Below are 19499 nucleotides of genomic sequence, written 5' to 3' on the forward strand. Positions count from 1 at the left end.
TACACCGTGACCTACTCTGGGTACTCGCACAGACTGGTCCCTGTCAACCCCACTCACTCCACTATGCACTCACCGACTACTACAGCGATGGCATCGATTACAGCCAAACCTGTGACACACTCGAGGAGCTCATCGAACGCGAATTCGTCGCGACGTACGATACGACAACGTACCAACTTACAGAGTCGGGCCGACGTGCGCTTTCAACGCGGCAAGCGTGGCAAGCTGGCACCCTCACCACCAGCGAGGAAGAACCAAAATGATCCTCCCCACCGACAAACTCCCGAATCGCCAGCAACTCGCGCGCATCTCGCTGGACACTCGCCACCCGATCTGCCAAGTCTGTGGCCACTCTCTCAACGAGAGCGACGACATCACCGCCTACGCCTACCGGGCTGCAGGCGAGCCCGCGTACGCGATCGGCTACATCATGTGCGGGGCGGATATCCATGAACACCCGACCGTCTTCACCCGCGGTGTTCACGAATATGTCCTCACGGGTCACGTTGGGTCGTGTACGGACTCCCATACCCAATCGACGACGTTCGTCCTCCTCGATCCGACTGCCGTCGCCACGAGCCCCACATCGACTGCAACCTCTCACGTCCACGCGGACGCGCCAACCCCACGAGACCCGACCCACTCACCACCAGAAGAGCCACCCTCACTACTCAGTGTCGTCCGCGAGCGCGCTCGTTCTGATGGCGGGGCGTCCCACGAGGGAGCACAGTGATCCACCAGACCCTCACCCCCTGGTGATTACTGATGCAGTCACACCACCCTGCGACCTCTAGCCGAGGGGTTCGGCTCGCCAGCCACGCAACAGGCGTTCCCACCGACGGAATCAGCTGTCCCGCGGTGTCTCCCCGTCTGACCGAGTGGGTGCCCCGGCTCCTCGATGATCTCACGCCGCAGACTGAACGCATCATCCACCACACCACCACGGAGGATCCGTGGCAGACGAGCTCAAAGCTTCTCACTCGCATTCACCCAGGATGGACCGACACAGACCACACGTGGAACGACGATATGGCCGAAGCCGTCGCGTACATCCGCGCGATCACCATGCGTGCGCTCACCTACGACACTGACACAGAGAATCTCTCGTCGTTCCACCAACAGCGCCAGACAGACCTGACCAAGACCGTCACCGCAATCGGCACGGGCCGTGGCTCGGTGAACGCCAGCCTCGGCGCACTCGCGAAGGGCCCGGTCGCACTCCATCGTGAACTCGACGCTCAGCCCACTGTACTCACACTCCAGTTGGACGGCGAGGCGTGGACCAACTTGGAAGACCGCCGCACAGGTGTCCGCGCACTCGCGGCGATCGCCGTGCTTGCCGATGGGTTCGACGTTCGACTCGTCGTCTCACCCGCACTCCAGCGACACCTGTCAAAGCGGTATCCACGATGGACGGAGTGTCACCTCGATCTTACTGAGAGCCGGGAGCGGTCCCACCAAAGCACCACCCACCACGCACAAACTATTGATGCCGCATGGAACGCCATCCGTGATCTTGACACCGAGCCAGGGAAACGCCGGTTGCTCGGGAATCTCACGACGACGCACGCCCGCCGGTACGACGAGCTCACCGCTGACAATGCGATCGATATCGCAGCAGGGACCGTCAACCGGTACGTCCTCGATCTCGAGACACGTGGGCTGGTCACCGTTGACCGCCGCGGTCAGCAGCACGCGGTCCAGCTCACTGATCTGGGTAAGCAGGCCGTCACAGCGTGTCTCGACGACGACTACGGCCTCGTCCACCCGGATCAGCGCCGTCTCGACGAGCGTCTTACCGCAACCCCTCAGGACTTCACAAGTACAGTGTCCACCCAGCGGGTGGGGGCTCCGGAGACGATACCCCCAGACGAGTGGGTTGCAGCGACCGGCAATCCAGACACAGGTGCCGACTACATCCAGTGGCTCACCGACCCTGACACCGCTCCCGATAGCCGGCTCCACGAGCGATTCGCCACCGTCGCCCATGACGACGCCATCACGCTCGTCGACGACCATCCATCGGCCTTTGAGGACGGCCGTGTTGCGTACCTCAGTCACCGTTGTGACGAACTGCTCGTCGTCCTCCAGTGGGGCGGGCCCTTAGCCACCCTGGGACGTCTCGCGGGAGCCTTACTGAGCGACAAAGCACTCTCCGAAGTTCTCACCCCCAGTCGATTGGGCCACGAGTTCGAGAACCTTAACGACGACACCGCTGAGTACTCAGTCGGTCGCGTGCTCCGTCGTGGCCGCCAAATCGGGTGGTGTCGCGACGCCGATACTACCTACGAGGCGTGGCGCGGGCGGATCACAACCGTCCGGGATCGCCTCTTGTCTCGTGTAGCCAAACTTGCGACGAGCGACAACGCAACTGCCCGCAGCGAACTCTTCGCGGATCTCCACGGGCTCGTCGCCTCCGCAACCCAGCTGTATCACGCGGTCGGGATCGATCTCACGACCACGCTCAGAATTCCTGAGACCGCCACGCTCGCGCGCAACGCCACCCGACTGAAAAACCTCTGTGAGTTCCTCGCCAAGACAGTCCCCAAACAGTCCGTCTACGGGATCCACTCCGGATACCGGCTACTGTTCGAAGATCGGCCCGCAAAGCTGTGCCGACGGCTTCCCTACGAAGCCAAACCCGACACACAACTGGATCTCACGATGTCGTGGGTGGTGGCTGGCCCGACAGCCACCGCGCTGCAGGACGATATCACCACGACCCTCAGAGAGGAACTCGCCACCGTGCGTGAGGCGATCGCCGACGGAACCGAAACTGCACCCACCCTTGAGATTCCCGTCGTCGACGGCACCACCTACCCGTCCATCCGACGGGTGATCGACGGGGTTGCGATGACCCACGACATCCAGTGGACACCCCGCGAGACACAGCAACTCGTGCGGCTCTGTCTCCGCTCGTTCGGCCCGGCGGACACCCCACGGAGAGCGTGTCCGTACGACGTCGTAGAAATCCTCCTGCGCGCACTGAAAGAGTCACACACGCCGACGCCGGCCGATGTCGAACGCGCGGCCGCAACCTTGCCGGCCACACGCTTCCGGCCCGATCTCACGCCGACAGCGACGAAACTGTATGCCTCGCTGCTCCGAGCCGATCGACCGCTGGGCCGCGCCGAATTGATCGAGCGCGCCGGCATCTCCGCGAGCAGCTACGACCGTCGACTCATAGATGTCCGTGCGCTCGACCGTGTCCGTGCCGTCCAGGTGGACGGCCACCGACGGTGGACCACCGCAGACGCGATCGCATCTGCCCGAACAGGAGTCAACACGAGTCTCACTCTGCTGGGAGCACAGCCACATTCCCCGTACCGCGTCGTCAGTACTCACTCGGATGTGTCGACACGACGACGCACCACGCGCGCTCAGACAACCCTGTCTACGCCATCTCCACAGACGATGAGAGAGATCACAGATCCAGTGAACCGACACCTGCCCAGACAGCCGGTAGGGAACGTCTCTCACCACGATCACGACGTATCGCTCAGAGACCATCCAATCGACCACACAATGGGAAACTCACACCACCGACTGACCGAACCGTCCAGCACACCACCGCGCTCCACGACATGGCGGGGCGAGACGCAATGACCACCCCGAGGATCGATCTCGAAACAAAGGTAACCCGCGATCAGCCGGTCACTCAAGCGACGGGCTCCATCCAAGTGAGTACGGACGAACTCGACGACGACACGATCACGCTCAGCTTCGGCGGTCCGTGGGGGATCACGTACGCGGATCTCACGCCTGAAGACGCCCACGCTGTCGCGACTGCACTCGAAGATGCGGTCACGGCCTGCCAGGAGGGATCAGCCGATGAGTGACTCCAACGACGATCCCCATACACGGATCCCCGTCGGGACCAATCTCGACGAGGCTGATCACGCTCCTGCAGCCGATCACGACCCCACGAACGGGCGCTGGCTCGAGAAGGAGGTCGCCACGGCGCTCGAAGAGTGGGGCTACCGCACGGCCCGCAACGAGTACCTCTTCGGGCTCGAAACCGACGTGATCGCGCGACGAATCTCCCCACGCGATGAGCCGGACGATTTCATCGTCGCCGAGTGTAAAGACTGGCAATCAACCCTTGTCGGGCGTGATGCCGTCGCATCCATTTCGCATCGAGCACTGCTCGCTCGGGCAATGCCTGTCTTAGTCGTCGCCTGGGGTGTCACCACGCCTGCATGGTGTCTCGCTCAACAGCTCGACGTCCGGATCCTCACTATCGGTGATCTCACCAAGGGATCGCTTCCACCCCTGACCGAACACCGGCCACCCACCGGAACCCTCCGCACGCGCAGAGAACCCTGTGTGAGCGAGCTTCGAGACGGGATGCCAGATCTGTTGCGACGATTGAGTGCCCTCGACATCGAGTCGCCAGTGTTCGTCGGTGCTGGGCGAGGCCCGTGTTACGTACCTGATCGAACGGGAAACGATGCGTACGTCAACGCGTACGACAGCGACTACGACTTCGGGTGAGTTCACCTGTCGATACAGTAGATACAAAAGGATATAACACATACATTCGAATATGCCTGTTGAATTCGACGAATACAGACGAGATCGGGAGAGCGATGAAACACTCGCGATAGATCCGGGATCAAACGCTTACGAGATTCTTTCGTTCTTAGCAGAGTATCCTGACCTCGGATTTAAGCCAGCGGAGATTGCTGACGAAGTTGATATTCCCCGTGGCAGTCTCAATCCGACGCTTGCTCGATTAGAAGAACAGGGCCTCGTAGAACATGAACCACCATACTGGTCGATCGGAGATGATGATCGAATCGCAGCGATGGGGGCGACAATGTACAGTATGCAAGCGTTTGAAGAGCGATACGAGGATGATGACTTCAGTGGCTGGGAGCAGACTGATGTCGATCCGCGGGAGCATCGATGAGCGAGGAAGCGTTTGCACGAGGGGATGTCGTCTGGCATCCGGCTCCATTCAAACGTCGTCCAAAGGAACGACCTTTTTTGATCTTGAGTGACACCTCCCATCCGTTCCACGGAACAGAATATGCGGTCGTTGGGCTCACACGAACGAACCGCCCGCCTGCGGTGGAACTTCATGAAGAAGCATGGGATGTGGGTGATCCTGGTGAAGAGAGCTATGCCTCGCCGTGGTATGTATTCACAATCAAACACGCAAACGTGAATCGGCCAAAAGGTGCGTTGACGACTGTTGCGACGGATAAGGTCGCAAAAGCCGTGGCAGCGATGATCGGGGCGTAACACGCGGGATTTACGTACTCTGTGTAGCCTAACTATTGATGTTCAATGACTGATATCTCAGACTCGCTTCGTTCTCTGTTTAGTGCTCAAATCGAAGAACGTGATGGCTCATATGTCGTGGATATCCCGGCAACTGAGATTGAGCATGATGCGCTGTCTGCAGACAAAACGTATCGTATCGCAATCCTCGCGTCGCAACCCTCGACAGCCAATACGAACCAGCACGAACAACACCAAGCAACTACTCAAGAGTCGACGTCGCCTTCAGAAGGGCCGCCTGTGGATGAAGGTGAAGTACGCGACGTGACGATCGAAACGACCGGGGATCAAGGCGATGGTATCGCGAAGGTTGAACGGGGATATGTCGTGATCGTCCCCGGCGGACAACCAGGTGATGAGCCGACGGTTGAGATCGAGCAAGTCCAAGAAAACGTCGCGTTTGCCAGTATCGTCGAATCCGACTCACGGGGGCTGTAGGCCCGTCTCCCGCGCTTAGTGGGAGTTCGCGGAAGTGTCTGAGGCCCACGCGCGTTAACCAACACTCGGCGCGTAGCCACTAACTATGTTGGTTAACACGTTTGAGGGCCCGAACTCAGCAGGTCGTGATATCGACCTCCGTGACAGGCTCTCGACCAACCGGCCGCCAGCGCTGGCAGGTCCATGCGTCCTCGAGTGGCCACCAGCCGGGACCGTCGTCTCGGTCGACGAACCGAATTCGACGACAGTCACCGCTGCTCGGGGTGTACTCGATACTGACCGTCTCCGGGTTGAGATCTGGATCGACACCGTGGCATGGCTCGGTTCCGTCAGCCTCCGCGTCAGTCTTCTCAGCCACGTCGTGTCGCGTACTGCCGTCAGTATCTTCCGGTGTAGCCGGTGTCGACTTGTCGGCAGCCGGGCCATGATCGCAGGCCGTTTCAGTCGACTCGTGACGCGAGAACTTGTACTGACATGGATGACGCGTCACAACACATATTACGGTAGGAAGAAAAGATAGAGTAAGATGGCCACAAACAACGACAAAATCCAGTTCCGGGGGGAAACCGAGAAGAAGGCGACTCAAATTGTCGATCAGATGCGTCTTGGTGGGATCAACATTAGTGAGCTTGCTCGACAGGGCCTTCAAGAGAAGCTCCGAGAAGTCCTCTCGGACGAGGAGAAGATCACCCTCCACCAACAATACAAGCAAGGAGAGCTTTCTGAAGAAGTTGCAGAGATCCTTCTTGGTGATTCCTTAGAAGAAATTAAGCGGGAGCGGGAGGCCTTTGAGGAGGCTGCGGAGCTTGATACGAGTGGCGTGTTCCAGCAGTGAAGATGGTGGATGATGCTATTCGCCATCCAGTTATCGTTGATACAGATGCACTGATCGCTGTCGCGAACACGGGTCTCTGGTCTCGAATTACGGAGAATCTTCAGCTGACGACGACGAACGTCTGTTCTCACGAACTCAAGCGCCACGTTCGGGAGATGTCTGAGTACGCGCCTGAAGGGACGAGAGAGCGGTGGGTTCACGATGGGAGCAAGCGGGCACTTGAGCCGTTCGACGACGAGGATACGTCGTTCACCACGGTTCCGTGTGTTCCTCGTCCGCATGGAGAGGATGCTGGGGAGAAGTCCGTAGAGATTGAAATCGAACAGCATACCGAGCTGTATCGGTTCGCTATTGTGATGGACAAACACGGCCGTCGGGCGATTAATCGAGTATTCGCTGACACCGAAGAGACAACTGGGAAGGCGGTTGCTCCCACGTTTTTGCTGTATCTATTACTAGACGAAGGGAAGTGTACTGTAGCGGAGTTTTGTCAGGCCTGTGGCGAGATGCTTCGCGGGGAAGCCTGGACAGGGTATCAAGCGATTCAGGTGGCATGGGCAGCGATTCCGGTCGATTGCTCGCAGTATCTCCCAAACAATCTACTTCCATGAATACTTTTGAATCACGATCCGACAAACGGGCGGTGGCTCGAGAAGACGGTCGCTGAAGCCCTCGAAGCGTGGGGCTATCACACAGTTCGCAATGAGTATCTCTTCGGGCTCGAAACCGACGTGATCGCCCGACGAGTCCCCCCACGCGATGAGCCAGACGACTTCATCGTCGCCGAATGCAAAGACTGGCAGACGACGCTTGTCGGCCGTGAGGCCGTCGCATCCATCTCGCATCGAGCGCTGCTCGCTCGGGCAATGCCCGTCTTGGTCGTCGCCTGGGGCGTCACCACCCCAGCATGGTCGCTCGCGCAACGCCTCGACGTCCGCATCCTCACCATCGGTGACCTCACCAAAGACTCACTCCCACCGCTGACCGAACATCGACCACTCACGGGCACGTTCCGCACCCGCCGGGAACCACGCGTGAGCCAACTTCGAGATAGGATGCCGGATCTGTTGGGACGACACACCGATCTCGACGTCGAGTCACCGGTGTTCTTCAGTGTTGGTCGAGACCCGTGTTACGTCCTCGACCGGACGGGCAACGGAGCGTACGTCGATACGTACGACAGCGACTACGACTTCGGGTGGGTGGGCACAGCCGCGTCCTGCCGTCGATGACACCATCCAAAGCTACGACGGGAAACTCGATCGTCGCGTCTGTTCTCGGCGATCGTTTGCCAGGCTGTTTCAACTCGGTGAGCCCGCCTGCCAAGGGCTAAGACGTGTCCCAACCTACGATTCAGCATGACGACCATCGTCAGCGATCAGGACACTCGGTCGGGGTCCCCGCGTATTGAAGGGACGCGGATCACGGTCCTTGATATTAAGCGTCGCGTCGTGGACAACGACGATGACCCCCACGTCGTCGCTGGCGAATACGATCTCTCCGTGAGTGACGTCTTCTACGCGCTCTCGTACTACTACGACCATCGCGAGGAGTTCCAAGCACACGAACGAGACGCCGAACGACGGCGGCGGGACGGCGAGCAGCGGACCCGGGAACGACTCGGCCTCGCCAATGACCGGGGCGAATCAGCAGAAGAGGCGGACTAGCAGTGCGGATCTTGGCCGACGAGAACGTCCCAGAGCGTATGTTTCTGCGCTCCGGGGCGACGGACACGACGTTTCGTACAGTCGGAACGTGGGGGCGCTCGGCCCATCTGCTTCTGACGCGGCGATCCTCGAATACGCGGAAGAAAATGGGCTTGCAGTACTCTCGACTGACGTGAAGGATTTCGGTCATCAGGACGTTCCAGCCCCGGTGTTCGTTGCTCCGCAGGATATGACGGGTGGCGAGGTACGGGCCGCTGTCGCTCGAATCGAACTCCTCGCGTTCGACCCGACAGACGCAGATCCGATTTGGCTGTCTAGCTTCTGAGCACCTCATTGGACGCGAGCGTATTGACGCGTCTCTCGAACAACTTCGGGCCGCGCCAAAGCTTGAACAGCTCATGCCGAAGTTCATCACAAACGCCATCGCCGGCAAATCGCTTCCTGTCTACGGCAACGGCCTGAACGTCCGCGAGTGGATCTACGTCGCGGACACTGTGCCGCGATCGATCCCGTTTGTCGGAAAGACGATATCTGTGAGATCTACACCATCGAGAGTCACGCCGAAAAGACGAATCTCGAAGTCACCGAGGCGATTCACGATGCCGTCAGTACTGATGGCTGTCCATACCTTATGTGACAATCGGAGCCATTCAGTACCTAAATGATACATAAGGTTTGAACCCCATACCAACTGTGAGCTATGCAGCGATCACTTGGGATCGGAGGCTGCAATCTTGTGAGACCCACACTTCAGATACTCGTCGGTAGTCCCCTCCACGCTATATCCACAGTGGCGGCATTCGTGGTACGTTGTCGATAACGGCTCAGGCCTGACGAGCTGCCGGATGAACTGGTTACGGAGCATCAAGGGGATCGACGATCTCGCCAAAGATTCGCTTCCACCGCTGACCGAGCACCGACCGCCCACCGGAACGTAACACACGCGCCGAGAACCACGCGTGAGTGAGCTTCGAGATCGGATTCCGGATCTGTTGAGACGACACAGCGATCGCGACATCGAGTCGCCGGTATTCGTCGGTAGGGGACAAGGGCCGTGTTACGTGCCGGATCGGACGGGGAACGGAAAGTACGTCAGCGCGTACGACAGCGACTACGACTTCAAATGTGTTCCAATTAGCACCAGGGTTTGTTTTTGACCCTGCAACCCACCTGTCAACTACCCCACCCTACTTCGCTCAGTCTGATGACTTCGCTCGTTGAGGGTGGGGCTTGTCCGTGTCCTCGACCTCGAACCCTCCCGGGTGGGCGGTAAATCCGCCACTCGGTGTCACTGTTCCAGACTTTAGGGCAAGCTGACTGTTGCCCGTCCGCCGAGACGACTGTTGGCCTCGGCGGACGTACCGCATACCAATGTTCTTCGCCGCGTTGTAATCCGCGTTCGCCTCCGAATCGCATTTCACACATCGGAAGTCGTTCCGAGCCGGGCGATTCTCGTCCGCCGTGAATCCGCATTCGGAACACCGCTGTGACGTGTACGCCGAGCCGACTTGCTTCACCGAGATCCCGACCGGTTCGGCTTTGTACTCGACGTATTCGTACAGCGTTCGGAACGCCCACTTATGCCCCCCACGATGCGCCGGTTTGCTCGCGGATGTCAGTTAGGTTCTCAAACGCGATGATGTCACAGTCGTAGCGGAGTGCTTCGTCTACGATGGCGTTCGACGCCCGGTGGAGTACGTCGCGGATGTACCGAAGCTCACGGCCACTCGACTGTTCGAGCGTTCGGTGGGCGCTTCGGGTTCCGGTCTGCTGGAGTCCGGCGCGTACCTTCTCGAACTCGCGGAGGTCGTGGGTTAACTCTCGCCCGCTAAAGAAGTAGGCTGTGCTGGTGACGGCGAGGTTTTCGATACCGAGGTCAATCCCGAGGACCGTTCCGTCCTCGGCGGTGTTCCGTTCGGCATCGGTCTTGTGTCGGCGGAAACCGATGTGCAAGAAGTAGTCGCCGTCGCGGGCGGTGAGCGTACTTTCCGTAACGCTCCACTGCTCGGAGTCGAGGTACTGTCGTTGGTAGCCATCGTCGGCATCGGGAAGAGCGAGCGAACACCGGATGCGACTCTTCGTGGTAGAGAGAGAAACTGTGTAGTCATCGAACAGCGTCATCGTCCGGGTGTCGTACTTCACCGTGGGTGCGGTGAACGTCGGCTTGCTGACCTTCTTACCGTTCGAGCGGCGTTCGATACAGCCGGTGATGGCTTGTGCGGCTTGGTGAGTGGCGAGAATCGCGTGCTGACTCCCGAGGTCGGTTTGCTCACGCACGTCGTCGTAGGCGAGGGGCTGTACGTCGCTCTTGGCGTTACACTTGCTCCACGCCATGTCGGTGGCGAGCTGGCATCAGTATTGCGAAGAAGTGGATGTCAAAGGAAAATAGAAATGTGCCTCTTCTCAAGACCCTGCCGGGATTCCAGCAGGTGAGACGAGGGGCATCGGGGCGTGTGGACCGCCCGACTGCGACCCCGTCACTCGCTGGAGGTCACCAGACCGAGAGTGGCACGGGAGTGTTGCGCTAAGCCGCAGGAAGAAGCCTCGGGGCTTGACCCCGAGGCAGTTCACAGGAGTGACAAGTGGCTCGGCTATAGGACAAGCGGCGAGAATACGTTGGCCGTCGGAAACCTTATTACGAATTATCTATAATTCATAACTAAGATGGCACAATCTCCACCCCGGTCTGGTCAACCCCCCATCCAGCAGCTCCAGACGGTCGTCGACCTGCTCGAAACACCCGCGCTCGCTCGGATATACGCCCACGTCCTCCAAGATGGACCACTAACAGTCGCTGATATCGTCGACGAGTTGGACATCCCGCAGGGGACGGCCTACGACTACGTCCAGAAACTCGAAGCAGCTGGCGTAGTGGAGAAAACCCGTGACCAGCGTCCGTCTAAATACGACGCTGAATCTCTCTCGCTCACGCTCTCGACCGATGGCGAAACCCAGACAATTACGCCGGCGCTCATCGCTGCTGTTGCCCGTCGCGATGAAAACGAAGACATTGACGTCTACATCGAGCGCCACGGCCTCGATGGCCTTGCTGTCGCCCTCGAATACGCCAACGAATACGTCGATGGAACGGTCAACCATCGGATTGCGGCCCGTGAACTCGATCTCTCTCCGCTTGAGGCTGAGATCATCCTCCAGGCGCTCGAACCAGTCGCCAAAGAGTACGCCGACGCTGCGGTATGAGGACGGTGTACGTCGCCGATACTGGGGTCTTTGTTCGGTGTGGTGGCCCGGATAAGGACAAGTTTCAGCGGCTTCGGCGAGCACTTCAACAGACAGATATCTCGTTGCACATTCCACAGCACGTCTACGAGGAACTCGGAGGCGATCCAGCAGCCGACGAGTACCCATCGGGGAACATTCATCACCCCGACGGATTCGAGGAAGGATGGATCGTCGTCGCCGACGAGTTGGACTACACCAATCCGCTCGTGTCGACGGTGATGGATGACGCACGCCGATTCATCGCTAACGAGACCGACCGTGACGAAGATCGCATCGAGAAAGCGGATACAGCGCTCGTTGGACTCGCTGTCCAACTACTCGACACTGGGGAGACAGACCGTGTTGTTCTCTTGACGACCGACAAACCGGCAGGAAACGCGGCCGAAACGCTCCTGCCGCGACATGGCTTCAGCGACCGTATCGAATTTCGGTACGTCAGCGTCGAATTTCTCGAAACGATCACGGCCGACGAATTCCGTTGACATCCTCCCTGTGCTGAAGCGCGAGGGTTCCCACGGCACCGCGCCGCTGGGTAGGGATATTGTGGTTCACTCGAACAGGGAAGTGAGCTCGTTCAACCCATACAGGTACAACGTGGGATGCTCGTCGGCGACGGCCCACAGCTCGTCGTTGAACCCGGCACGCGAAAAGAGGACATACTTCACGTCCCGATCGTCGCCGTGCCATCGAACCGCTGACTCGAGTGCTGTGAGCTCATCGAATAACGAGCGACCGACGGGCGTTGACGTCCACTTACACTCGCCGAGCAACAGCGTGTCCGTGTGTTGGTTGAGTCCGACAACATCGATCTCCTCACCGTCATACCACCAGCGACCGACACGCGAGCAGGACACAGGAAACGCAGACGTCTGAACCGCCTGTTGACACACGGTCTCGAAGGTTCGACTCGTATGTGTCGGGAGTGTCTCGGCGATTGCCGCCCGGACCGGTTCGGTCTGTCCCTGCTCGAGCGTTCCCTGATTCGGTGCCACGTACCGGAACCAGAACCGAAGGAAATCATCGGTCAGGTGATAGAGTCCACGACCGTCCGGATCTGTAACTGGGTGCTCCTGCTCGAGGATCGCTAACTGTGTGAGGTTCTTGAGATACCGGGAGAGACTGCTTGCATCCTTGTCGATCTCGGTAGCGATCTCGGTGACGCGGGTCGCACCACCGGCGATTGCTTCGAGGATCGCCATGTAGGTCGCAGGCTCACGAAGCTCCTGTCGAAGCAGGAATTCTGGCTCCTCATAGAGAAACGCGCCTTTTGAGAGAATGGCCTGCTCGATGTTCTCGAAGAGGCTCCGATCTGTATCGAACTGCTCGAGATACGCAGGAACACCTCCCAAAACACTGTAGATCTGGATCTGCGTCTGTATGTCGTCGTTCGGAAAGAATGCACGGACGTCTGTGAACGACAACGGCGCAAGCTCCCACTGTCCGGTACGGCGACCGTACAGTGGGCTCTCGTAGCTCAATACGCCCTCTTCCATCATCGAGATCGACGATCCCAACAGCACGAGCGAGATCTCCGTCTCAGCGAGGACGTCGTCGACGATCGTCTGAAACACCGACGGGATGGTCTCATCATCTGCAACGAGGTACGAAAACTCGTCTAGTGCAATAACGCACGGTCCGTTGACGCGATCCGCGAGATATTGAAACGCCTCTGCGAAATCGTCCACATCTGGGGAAACGTCATCAAACGCTTCGGCACACTGGACCGCAAAACGCCGCGCGTTGTGACGCGAGCCACGCTGGTCACACAGATAGTATATCGACGTCACGTTCAGATTCTTGAGTGCAGTGGTCACCAGCGTGGTTTTGCCGACTCGTCGGCGACCATAGAGGACGAGAAGCTGTCGGTCCTCCTGAGAAAGGTGAGACGTAAGCCACTCCAGTTCATTCTCTCTGTTGATCATTATGTGTGCGATAATATGATCGCGTTCATAATAGGTGTTCGGGTGAGACGCAGCGAGCAACCACGTGCCTTGGCCAGTGACTTCCGGCTCCACGCTCGACGTTCGGCGGCGACGTGCTCACAGTCATCGGTACAGTAGCGTGAACTACTTCGTCTACTCAGCCGCTGGTGCGGCTTTGGTGAGGGTGTCGTCAGAACTCTCCGAGTTCTGACTGCTCACACCACAGTCCCGAAGGACCAGTTGGCGTGGTCCAGCGGGAGAGCGTCATTCCTCGTCTACTTCATCACCATCGATGAACGCGAGGTCCGGTGAGTACACCTCCTCCGTGAAGATGAGCCGTCGATTCTCAAGCCGCTTGTTACGGGTGTCCGAGGCGTCGATCTCAAAGGAGTCAGAACAGGCGTTTACCGCTCGTCCGAACCACGTTTCGCTCGGCTCTTTGAGGTCGGTTTGGGCTCGATACCACTCAAGGAACCGCGACCGGAGCAGCGTCATCGAAATCGAATCCCCAGGAGACTCGACCGTTACCTGCTCGAGGAACGACTTGACGGCCGCCTCATAGCGTCCTGCGTGGCTCTTCCGGTACCGGGTTGCCCACGACGGGGTGTACTCGTACTCGATGAACTCGTTGCCCGACTGGTAGTGAACCGTCGTATTCGACAAGTAGTGCCAGTGAGTCAGTGGGAACGGCTTTCGAACCTTGGTGCGGTCGCCAATTGCGGCCCGCTTTGTCGGCTGTTCACGAATGACCTCGCCGTTCGACGACTCGAGCACGTAGGATGACCCATGCTTGCGGACCCGTGGGAGGTCATACGCATATGTATCCACACTTGCCGCAGCGGGCCCTGACGCGACGACCGTGCCATTGACGAGTAGCTCTCGAATATCTTCAGGGAGGTGACGCCATCGTGCCTCAGTGACTCCGTCAGGCAAGACGTGCGTGACACCCTCTTCCGGGGTGACGACAGCGTCGAGATTATATTCAATGACGCCCTTGTCGTCGGCATCCTTGATGGGCTCCGGAAGTGGTCCCATTCTGGTCGCATCGTTGAGATTCTCGAATTTTCGCCTGGCGCTTTTTTCTGACGCGGTGACGATGACGACGGGATACCCCGCGTGGGCGCCACGAGCGAGATTCGTCAGCAGTTGCGATGGTTTCGTGTCGTTTTCGATCTCGATTTCGTGACAGTAGATCTGGCCGTTGTATTTGCTGACGATGTCTGGACGCGATTCGTCGTCAAACACCGTTTGTTGAGTTGGATCGGTTCCCTCGAAGTTGTGATCGACATCCAGCTGGTCGATTGCGAGTATCTTGTGTCCGTTTCGGAGGAGATACGAGACCCACTCGGAGACTAGCTCTTGGTGCGGCTCGGACTCTTCGTGCGTATTCTCGAGTTCGCGTTTCGGGTCGTCTGGGTGTTCGGTGCCGTAGCTCTGTCGCGTACTCGCTGCGCGATCGCCGAGTTTGTGGACAGTTATGCCGTGGGCGGCTGCGGTTGCGGATCCATCCCACAACGAATGCTCGAAGAACTCCGGGATGGCGACGTGAAAGTGAAGCAGATCGCGTTTATCCATCCGGAAGACACCGTAGCAGTTGAACAGCTCTCGGTACCGCGAGTCAGGATTCATCCGGGCGTTCAGTAGCGCATGGTACTCGGACAGCCCTGATTTTAGCTCTCGGGCTGTTGTTTTCCGGCCGCTCATCTCGCCGAGTAACTCAATGGGCTGAGCATATGCCGCATCACGAGCATTTCTGCGGTGCGATTCAACTGGTAGGTCGAAGTTGTCGATGATGTCTTTATTGTCGAAATACGAACTCAGCCGGAAGTCTGGGTCGACCGTTTCAGCGAACGTCTCAATATCGGCCTCCCTGATGATGCCGTTTCCAGTGCCGAAGACGACGAGTCGAGATGTTCCAAGATAATCATATGATTTCCCGTCTGCGACGTGCGTCGTAATGGTGCTACAATCATAGGGGACGCCGCGGTCATTCAGCGTCGTGACCAGCTCATACATCGCACTCCGCTGTGAGACATCGATACGCGTGAAGCTGACATTCTCTGTCAAGAGGAGTCGCGACGTTGGTCGTGGTAACAGTCCGAGCGGTGTCAAGTCGAGATCGACGATCTGTGCCTTGATACTCGCCGGTGTATTCTCTTCAATAATACGCCGCATTTTCTCAGCGATCGTGGCCGGTGCCCGTCCAGTGGTGGTTGGGACTGCATCAGCAGTCTCGGCCCATCCGTTAAGATCGCGGCCAGCGCCCAGCGCCTTCTGTCGGGCTCGCTTGTGATTTCGGTCATCTGTGTACCCGATGAAAAAGTGCTCCTGTTGGGATTCACCAGGGGTGATTTTGAACTCGACAGCGTCGAGCGCTGTAATATCGGTGGAGAGTTTTTCGCGAACGCCATCGAGCGGGATCGTCGTCTGCGGGCGGTCTGCTGGATTATTCTGCCCATCAAAGACGAGTCGGATCGCTGCTATCCGGCCTGGCCCGCTCTGGGACGGCCGGTCAGCTTCCCGGACATACGGGCCCCGAACTGATGGGGGAATTTCTGTTGACATGTGTGGTACGTTGCTTATGAACCGAAGTTAGACGGCGTCGGTCTCGCCGTGGGCCCAGACCAGTGACTGTTCCAGTACTGGAACTTGCCAGTCACAGGCCTGAAGCCCAAGTCGTTCGTCCGTGTCGATTGTCTTCGCACAATACGCGGTGGCAGTTGGCACCGGATTGGCGCTCGTGGTGGCCCCTGACAGTCGAAGTGAGACTGACGCCAGACGTCGGGTGGATCACGTGCGGAGATCGCCGTCAGCAGTTCTTTGTGGCTATCAGCCACCACGATCGTCACCGGCCAGCCCGACTGGGCACGCTTGCCAGCAATGATGAGCCGGATCAGACCCGCTCGCCTGGAATCGCAGTGTATTCGATGGGTGTTGTACGCTCGGTCCGGAGCGCGCATCGAACGTGTTTGGTTTCGTGTCATGGGTGTGGTTGGGTATTCATGAGATTACAGCGCGTCAGTACGGGCATTCACGCGATCTAGCGAGCAGCCCCCCATCGGGACGCGCCAGTCGCGGCCGTTGAGTGCCGTGATGTCCCCGGCCGGGCCCGTTCTCGGTGAGATTCGCGCTGGCAGCCGGAGGGCCAGCATCGCCTCTGGGGGCATCTGACAGTCGATTTGGTCGTGGAGCCAGCCGTCTAGGACCTGGTTGAACTGTGTAGCGCCCGTGCCCGTACTCTGGACCGTGTAGGTGGAGACGAACGTCTGGATCGCCGTTTGCAGATCCGTGGCGGGCGCGGTCGACTGTGACCACTGGGTGTCCGGCCGGTGTGCGTAGAGCCGGTGGCCGTCTCGGTAGCTGACGGTGACAAGGCCGCGGAACGTCGGCCAGACCGACCCCACTGGGCGTGAGACACCCACATACTCCTCGGTACACTCAGCTACCGAGTCGAAGGTGTCCGTCCGCCCGTCCGGCCGCGAGACGCGGATCTGGTCGCCATCACCGGGGAATCGTGGAAGCACAAACGAGAGCTCCGTCAGCGGTGTCGAGAGCGACCCCTCCGCCAAAACCTCGCCTCCGGAGACCAGTCGCTTGGTGCTCTCGGGGCTCACCTGCCAGGTCGGCGTCGGGCTCGACTGAGACCGGACGAACACCCCGCCAGTGCCGTCCGGAATCAGATCCGGAACCGTGTACAAGACGGTGTGGCCGGTTTCGAGGACGCGGTCATACGGAACCGCAAGCACCTGGCCGGCCCACGCTGCCGCCGACGGCGACGGGGTGACGACGAGGAGCTGCTCTCCGGCTCGGACCGCGCGGTTCGCGACCATGAGGAGTTCACCCGCCGTCGAGACGGCCGGGTCGGCAGGTGAAGCCGACGGGTCGACGATCACCACCGGCGCGGCCTCCCCGTAGGGACTGCCCCGAAGATGCGGGGAGCCACGGGAGCGATCCTCGACGGGTGTGACGGTCGGTGTCTGTTCACGACACCACTGCTCGACCCACGCGCGCAGCGAGGCCGGCGGCGCCGATCGGCTCTGAGTCGGCCGCTTCGAGCGCGGCGGCGAGGCGACGGCCTCACGGAGCGTCTCGACCGGCTCGAACGCCGGGACAGAGCGCGCGCCGCCACCACGGATCGGCGTTCCCGTATACAGTGGCACGACCGCAAGCAGGTCTGCCAGCGTCGACGTCGACACCGTCAGTGTGGGCTCAACATCGAGCGGATCGTACAGCGCCGGGTCGCGTCGCCCAGAGAGGAGGTTGTCGTACGCTCGGGTTCCAGAAGCGAGCGTCAGTGCACGCCGCGCCGTCGGCGACGCCTGTACGAACTCTTCGAGCTCGCCTTGGGGTAGCTGTCCCGCCTTCCGGACATGTAAGACAGCGGTCTCGCTCAGCGAGCGAAGCGGCGACTGACGGGTCTCCCAGTACGACTGTACCAGTGCTCGACTCGACCGGTACCCCGCAGGAAGTTCCGTCGCGAGCGCATCTCTCGCGGGTTCTGTGACGGCTGCGGTGAGTGCTCGCCGGCCGAGCGGTGCTGCGCGGAATGAATCACTCGCAACTCGACAGACGCCGGTAAACCGGCCGTCACGCCGGCGTGAGCACAACAGCTGGCCCACTGTCCCGACAGCATGCGAGTCGTTAGCCTCCACGACCGCTCGGAACAGATTCCCAAGTGATCCCGTCGCTCCCGCGTCGCGAACGACGCGCGCGGTTGGCAGGGGGGCCGTTCCGAGAGCGCTAAGATCATACGGCCCGCGCGCAAGGCCGATCCAGTCCGGAAGCCTCGCTTCGAGCTCGACAGCGAGTCGATCGAGGACAGCGGATGTATTCGGCTGTTGAGCAGCTGGGTCAGTAAACACCACTTGGGTGTAGCCGTCTTGGGTCACGACGAGCGTCTCGAACGAATCACCACGATCCACCGCCGCATCAAGCGCCGCTGCACACTCGTCGCCGAACGTCCGCTCAAGCTGATACCGCCGCTCGGTCAGCCCAGGCGGCGTAATTTCGAGCGCGTCGCCCCGTTCATAGCGGGCGTCTCGCCGTTCGTTTGGGAAATGTGTCATGGGAGGCTGGTTACTCCGGACGCACTCCTGTGACCCACGTCCGGTCGACGAGCCCATGCCGGTCCGACTCGATGTCGCATATCGAGAGCAGCCGGCCGATCCAGGTGAGGGCGATCGACTCGCCGGTCAGGTTCCGGTACCAGCGGTTGAACATGTCCGCCAGCTCCGCATTCCGAATTGATTCGCCCGCTGTTGACGTTGTGAAGGCCTCCACAAATTGTTCGACGGCCCGCTCGTCGCAGGGGTGCGGTGAACGAGAGACCTCGACGATCGGAAGTTGCCGGAGGAGGCCGTACTCGGCATAATGAATCCGGACTTCCGTTTCGAGTCCTGCCGGGTGCGTTTTGAGAGAGTCTGCGACCGTAGCCGCGGTGAGCATGTCCAGACAGCAAGGCTCGACCCGTTCGATATCAGACTCAGTCACGAGCGCGAGTACTTCCTCGTGGGCGTCTCTGTTGATCGCGTGATTTTCGACCGTCGTCTCTGTTTCCACCCGGATATACCCCGGACAAAGGGGCGCATGCAGGTGTGGTTGGTTCCGACCGCCGTTCGGTCGAGACAGTCTGTGCGTGGTGGCCGATAGGTCGTCGGTTGGTTTCCGTTTCATCCAGTATACCATCCGGAGGGGAGGGAGTTGGTCGTATCTCTGACGGCGGTTCAAAAATTCGCTACCGAAAAGAGTTTATAAACAATTATATACTACATAATAGATTTCTGATGAATATGAGTAGAGATATAGCGGAAATGGATGCGGATCGTTTCTGGGATATTTCAGTTCAAAAGCCTGAACAAAGGTCGCGTTAAGTTTGACGTGAATTGTGGTAGACGGCGACGGCTTCAAGCCAGTTTTGGGCTGTCTCTAGAGCGACATTGCTGAAACTATCCGCAAACGATGATGTTCGTCGTTCTATTTCCCAAAAGACACGTTCGATGGCATTCCGATTTCCATGTTGAATGACTTGAAATCGATAGCCGTCTTCAGCGAGAACGGATCCGAGATAGTCTGCGTCATCGACGAGAAATTCCACATTATCGAGCTGAT

Annotated in this window: 19 protein-coding genes and 2 pseudogenes; 15 read left to right on the plus strand and 6 right to left on the minus strand. The window is 59.3% G+C overall.

Going from position 1 to position 19499, the window contains the following annotated elements; genetic code table 11:
* The first annotated feature begins 259 nt into the window (after positions 1 to 259).
* The 13 genes from CK500_RS05425 to CK500_RS17800 all read left to right on the plus strand — a co-directional run bounded on the left by CK500_RS05425 (position 260) and on the right by CK500_RS17800 (position 8891).
* Entirely contained in the window at positions 260 to 733 is a 474-nt protein-coding gene (locus CK500_RS05425) for a hypothetical protein (RefSeq protein ID WP_095636216.1), read from the plus strand.
* A 32-nt stretch (positions 734 to 765) separates the two neighbouring features.
* Entirely contained in the window at positions 766 to 3606 is a 2841-nt protein-coding gene (locus tag CK500_RS05430) for a plasmid replication protein RepH (RefSeq protein ID WP_233138831.1), read from the plus strand.
* Positions 3603 to 3839: a hypothetical protein gene (locus CK500_RS05435; RefSeq protein WP_095636217.1), complete on the plus strand. Its 237-nt coding sequence runs from the start codon at positions 3603 to 3605 to the stop codon at positions 3837 to 3839. The genes CK500_RS05430 and CK500_RS05435 overlap by 4 nt, the downstream gene beginning before the upstream one ends.
* On the plus strand, positions 3832 to 4494 hold the full coding sequence (locus tag CK500_RS05440) for a hypothetical protein (RefSeq protein WP_095636218.1): 663 nt from the start codon (positions 3832 to 3834) through the stop codon (positions 4492 to 4494). Before CK500_RS05435 ends, CK500_RS05440 begins: the two co-directional genes overlap by 8 nt.
* A 52-nt stretch (positions 4495 to 4546) precedes the next feature.
* Positions 4547 to 4912: a MarR family transcriptional regulator gene (locus CK500_RS16810; RefSeq protein ID WP_144049524.1), complete on the plus strand. Its 366-nt coding sequence runs from the start codon at positions 4547 to 4549 to the stop codon at positions 4910 to 4912.
* Positions 4909 to 5247, plus strand: coding sequence for a type II toxin-antitoxin system PemK/MazF family toxin (locus tag CK500_RS16815; protein ID WP_144049525.1), 339 nt, complete (start codon positions 4909 to 4911; stop codon positions 5245 to 5247). The genes CK500_RS16810 and CK500_RS16815 overlap by 4 nt, the downstream gene beginning before the upstream one ends.
* 45 nt (positions 5248 to 5292) lie before the next feature.
* The gene (locus tag CK500_RS05445; protein ID WP_095636219.1) at positions 5293 to 5724 is read left to right on the plus strand and encodes a TRAM domain-containing protein; all 432 of its coding nucleotides are present in this window, start codon (positions 5293 to 5295) and stop codon (positions 5722 to 5724) included.
* A 526-nt stretch (positions 5725 to 6250) separates the two neighbouring features.
* Positions 6251 to 6559, plus strand: a complete 309-nt coding sequence (locus CK500_RS05450; RefSeq protein WP_095636220.1) for a hypothetical protein — start codon at positions 6251 to 6253, stop codon at positions 6557 to 6559.
* A gap of 2 nt (positions 6560 to 6561) precedes the next feature.
* Positions 6562 to 7170 carry a hypothetical protein gene (locus tag CK500_RS05455; RefSeq protein WP_233138892.1) on the plus strand — a complete coding sequence of 203 codons (609 nt, stop codon included), beginning with the start codon at positions 6562 to 6564 and terminating at the stop codon, positions 7168 to 7170.
* 6 nt (positions 7171 to 7176) lie between these two features.
* Entirely contained in the window at positions 7177 to 7791 is a 615-nt protein-coding gene (locus tag CK500_RS05460) for a restriction endonuclease (RefSeq protein ID WP_233138840.1), read from the plus strand.
* Positions 7792 to 7917: 126 nt separating this feature from the next.
* Positions 7918 to 8226 carry a DUF433 domain-containing protein gene (locus tag CK500_RS05465; RefSeq protein WP_095636222.1) on the plus strand — a complete coding sequence of 103 codons (309 nt, stop codon included), beginning with the start codon at positions 7918 to 7920 and terminating at the stop codon, positions 8224 to 8226.
* On the plus strand, positions 8192 to 8551 hold the full coding sequence (locus CK500_RS17795) for a DUF5615 family PIN-like protein (protein WP_198951499.1): 360 nt from the start codon (positions 8192 to 8194) through the stop codon (positions 8549 to 8551). Before CK500_RS05465 ends, CK500_RS17795 begins: the two co-directional genes overlap by 35 nt.
* Positions 8463 to 8891, plus strand: coding sequence for an NAD-dependent epimerase/dehydratase family protein (locus CK500_RS17800; RefSeq protein ID WP_144049526.1), 429 nt, complete (start codon positions 8463 to 8465; stop codon positions 8889 to 8891). Before CK500_RS17795 ends, CK500_RS17800 begins: the two co-directional genes overlap by 89 nt.
* A 531-nt stretch (positions 8892 to 9422) precedes the next feature.
* Here CK500_RS17800 and CK500_RS05475 read toward each other — a convergent pair.
* A pseudogene (locus tag CK500_RS05475) lies at positions 9423 to 10578 on the minus strand (RNA-guided endonuclease InsQ/TnpB family protein); the annotation flags it as partial.
* Positions 10579 to 10890: 312 nt separating this feature from the next.
* Between CK500_RS05475 and CK500_RS05480 the strand changes: the two are divergent.
* Both CK500_RS05480 and CK500_RS05485 read left to right on the plus strand, forming a co-directional pair.
* Positions 10891 to 11427, plus strand: a complete 537-nt coding sequence (locus CK500_RS05480) for a winged helix-turn-helix domain-containing protein (RefSeq protein ID WP_095636223.1) — start codon at positions 10891 to 10893, stop codon at positions 11425 to 11427.
* Complete coding sequence (locus CK500_RS05485) at positions 11424 to 11951, plus strand: hypothetical protein (protein WP_095636224.1); 528 nt, start codon at positions 11424 to 11426, stop codon at positions 11949 to 11951. Before CK500_RS05480 ends, CK500_RS05485 begins: the two co-directional genes overlap by 4 nt.
* 66 nt (positions 11952 to 12017) lie before the next feature.
* On the opposite strand, the gene CK500_RS05490 is transcribed toward CK500_RS05485, so the two are convergent.
* The 5 genes and pseudogenes from CK500_RS05490 to CK500_RS17575 all read right to left on the minus strand — a co-directional run.
* A complete protein-coding gene (locus CK500_RS05490; RefSeq protein ID WP_095636225.1) occupies positions 12018 to 13391 on the minus strand; it encodes an ATP-binding protein in 1374 nt (457 codons plus the stop codon).
* 264 nt (positions 13392 to 13655) lie between these two features.
* Entirely contained in the window at positions 13656 to 15956 is a 2301-nt protein-coding gene (locus CK500_RS05495; RefSeq protein WP_144049527.1) for a hypothetical protein, read from the minus strand.
* Between the two features lie 443 nt (positions 15957 to 16399).
* Entirely contained in the window at positions 16400 to 18457 is a 2058-nt protein-coding gene (locus tag CK500_RS16825) for a hypothetical protein (protein ID WP_144049528.1), read from the minus strand.
* Positions 18458 to 18467: 10 nt separating this feature from the next.
* Positions 18468 to 18950 (minus strand): hypothetical protein, encoded by a 483-nt coding sequence (locus CK500_RS05510; RefSeq protein ID WP_095636229.1) that lies wholly within the window; start codon positions 18948 to 18950, stop codon positions 18468 to 18470.
* 307 nt (positions 18951 to 19257) lie between these two features.
* Positions 19258 to 19499: pseudogene (locus tag CK500_RS17575) on the minus strand (IS6 family transposase); the annotation flags it as partial.

Source organism: Halorubrum salipaludis, assembly GCF_002286985.1.
Lineage (GTDB): Archaea > Halobacteriota > Halobacteria > Halobacteriales > Haloferacaceae > Halorubrum > Halorubrum salipaludis.